Origin of the sequence: Phenylobacterium sp. (genome assembly GCF_044371015.1) — a bacterium.
In the GTDB taxonomy this organism is placed as follows: Bacteria; Pseudomonadota; Alphaproteobacteria; order Caulobacterales; family Caulobacteraceae; genus Phenylobacterium.
In genome coordinates this window covers 1-3349 of sequence record NZ_JBILUK010000296.1, presented here as the reverse complement: position 1 = coordinate 3349, position 3349 = coordinate 1, and the positions used below count along the sequence as shown (strand labels likewise).

Below are 3349 nucleotides of genomic sequence, written 5' to 3'. Positions count from 1 at the left end.
CTGGCGGCCGACATGCTGCCGCAGATCACCACGGTTCCGTTCGGCAGCCGGCAGTTCCTGCGTTCAGAAGGCTACAGCCAGGAGTTCCGGCTCACCTCTCCGCTGGAACAACGCTTCAGCTACATCGCCGGGGTGTTCCTGTTTTCCCAAGGGATCACCTACACCACCCGGACCGCCCTGGGTCCTCACGCGAACCGGGTCCTCCCGCCTGCGCCCGGCCGTCGCTTCCAGGTCGGCGACGTATCGTCCTTCTACTACACCCAGGACACCCGAAGCGCCGCCCTATTTGGACAGGGGACATTCCGGGTCACCGACGTGTTCCGCCTCACGGGCGGCCTGCGATATTCCAAAGACAACAAGGACAGCTATCTGATCTCCGACGTGAACCCGACGGCCACGCCGGCGGCCCGGGCCGTGTTTTCGGTCAACCTTCTGGGCGACATCTCCCGCAAGGAAGACAAGGTCACCTGGTCGGCGGGCGCCCAGTACGACGTTGCGCCGGATGTCATGATCTATGCCCTGGCCGCGTCAGGCTACAAGACCGGAGGCTTCAACGCCCGCTCGGCCGCCGCGGGCGTTCCGGTCGAGTTCGGTCCAGAGACCTCGATGACCTACGAGCTGGGGGTCAAGTCGGTGCTGTTCGATCGCAAGCTGATCCTGAACGCCGACATCTATTCGATGAAACTCAGCGACTTCCAGGACTCGGTGCTGAATCCGCTGACGGGCTCGGGATTCATCGTATCAAACGCGGGCGACCGCCGTGTCCGCGGCGTCGAGGCCGATGCGACGCTTCGTCCGATCCAGCCGCTGACCCTGAAGGCGACGTTGTCCTACATGGACTCCGAGTTCACGGACTACAGCGCCGGCCAGTGCAACAATCTGGGCTCGGTGCCGGTCGGCACGCGACCTGGGACCTGTAACTTCACCGGCCTCACCCCGTCGCACAGCCCGGAATGGACCTACAGCCTGGTGGCGCAGTGGGAGGCCCCGCTCGGGGACACCGGTCTCGATTGGTACGTGAACGGTGACCTCAGCTACACGGACTCGAAATTCCAGGAAGCGACGCTGGATCCGCGGTCGTTCCAGCCCTCCGTGACCTTGCTCGGCCTCCGCGCCGGGATCAGTTCGCCCAACGGCTGGCGGTTTTCGGCCTACGGCAAGAACCTGACCGATGAAGCCTACTTTGTGCAGAAGACGCTGCAGCCGCTCAACGCGTTCATCTCCGCGGGCGGCAACGCGCAGGCACAGGGCTTTGTCGGCTGGTACGCGCCGCCGCGGACCTACGGTGTCGAAGCCAGCATGAAGTTCTAGATCTTGCCTGAGGCGAGAGACTGCGCATGTCGCGGTCTCTCCGTTGTTCTAACCCTTGAACGGAGTGGCGTGAAATGCGCGGCATGCGGTTGAAGCTCGCCCTGTCCGCCGTCACCGGCCTGATGGCGTTCGGGATCGCCAGCGCGCCGATGGCGCAGGCGCCCGCGAACGTCCCCGTCGGACGGGTCCAGTATGAGATTGGGCCGCCGCGAGACGTGGTGTGGCAACAGGGTCCGGCCGCACCGCCCAAGACGCGGCGGCAGCCGAACATCATCGTCATCATGGTCGATGACCTCGGCTACAACGACATCACCTTCAACGGCGGCGGCGTCGCGGGCGGCGCCGTGCCGACGCCAAACATCGATTCCATCGGGCGCGGAGGCGCGAACTTCGCCCAAGCCTATTCGGGCCATGGCACCTGCGCGCCATCGCGGGCGGCCCTAATGACCGGCCGCTATCCGACCCGTTACGGTTTCGAGTTCACGCCGGTGAACTTAAGGTTCGCGCGCGAGGTTCGCGCCCACCATTACGGCATCCGAAACCCCGTCTACTTCGCCGACCGCGAGAAGGACATCATCGCCCCTGCCGAAATGGGCGTGCCGACCAGCGAGATCACTCTAGGGCAGCTGTTGCAGGGCGTGGGTTACCACACCATCCAGCTCGGCAAGTGGCATCTGGGTGAATCCCCTCAGTTCCAGCCACAGCGACGCGGCTTCAGCGAGTCGCTCGGATTCACCGGCGGCGGATCGATGTTCCTGCCAAAGACCGATCCTCGGGTGGTCAACTCATTCCAGGGCTTCGACCCGATCGACAACAACCTGTGGAACAGCCTGCAGTTCTATGTGCGCAAGGATGGGGGCGAGGCCTTCCAGCCCAAGAAGCACATGACCGACTACCTGACCGATGAGGCGGTTGCAGCCATCGAGGCCAATCGCAACCGGCCGTTCTTCATGTACCTGGCCTACAACGCGCCGCATACGCCCTTGCAGGCGACGCGCGAGGACTACGACGCCCTGCCTCACATCGCCGACCATCGTATGCGGACCTATGCCGCCATGATCCTGGGCCTGGACCGGGGGGTGGGCCGGGTTCTGCAGGCGCTGCAAGAGCAGGGGATCGACAAGGACACTCTGGTGATCTTCACCAGCGACAACGGCGGCGCCTACTACATCGGGCTTGAAGAGATCAATCGGCCCTTCCGGGGATGGAAACAGACTTTCTTTGAAGGGGGCATTCGCACGCCCCTGTTCATGCGCTGGCCCGCCCGAATCGCTCCGGGAAGCACAGTTCGGGCGCCGGTCTCGCACTTCGATATCTTCGGGACAGCCGTGGGGGCCGCCGGGGCGATGCCGCCTCGCGATCGGAAGATCGATGGGGTTGATCTGATGCCCTTTGTCGAAGGCCGAAAGGCTGGCCGCCCGCACGACCTGCTGTTCTGGCGGACGGGGCCTTATCGCGTGGTCCGGTCTGGTGACTGGAAACTGCAGGTCACGGAGCGGCCCGCCAAGGACTGGCTCTATGACCTATCGAACGACCCGACCGAACGGCGCAACCTGGCGCTGGAACGACCGGACAAGGTGGCCGAACTGAAGCGCGACCTGGCCCGCCACGACGCCGAGCAGGCCAAGCCGCTATGGCCGGAACTGGGCCAATCGCCGGTCATGTTGGACCATTCGCTGATCTTCAGCCAGACCGAGAACGACGAGTACGTCTATTGGGGAAACTGAACTCGAATGAATGCGAATTCTCAGACGTTACAATAGTATTTGGATTTGAATTGTCTAAAAGGGCCAGCATACTCTGAGAATGGGAATTAGATCTTTAGAGAAACTCACTCCCCAGAGTCTTTGGTTGCTATTCTTGGTCCGCGGCGAGTGAGGACAGCATGATCGTTCCGCTTGATATCGATCAGGTCCGCCAGGCTGCGGACGCGCATCCGGGGCCGGGCGACGGGCCGTTCACGCTCTACGGCGCCTACGCTTCGTTCTACACCGGCAAGACGCGCAGCTATCTGCGCAAGAAGGGCATCGTCTTTGTT

At 63.2% G+C, this 3349-nt stretch carries 2 protein-coding genes; both read left to right on the top strand.

The window, feature by feature from the left end; translation table 11 throughout:
- Nucleotides 1–1311: TonB-dependent receptor (locus tag ACIQ3R_RS16585; protein WP_397419960.1), on the top strand; the 1311-nt coding region annotated here is incomplete at its 5' end.
- A gap of 83 nt (nucleotides 1312–1394) precedes the next feature.
- On the top strand, nucleotides 1395–3038 hold the full coding sequence (locus ACIQ3R_RS16580; protein WP_397419959.1) for a sulfatase-like hydrolase/transferase: 1644 nt from the start codon (nucleotides 1395–1397) through the stop codon (nucleotides 3036–3038).
- Nucleotides 3039–3349: the final 311 nt, after the last annotated feature.

Coding starts and splice junctions, on each gene's coding strand:
- ACIQ3R_RS16580 (WP_397419959.1), top strand. CDS start 1,395: ATGCGGTTGAAGCTCGCCCTGTCCGCCGTCACCGGCCTGATGGCGTTC.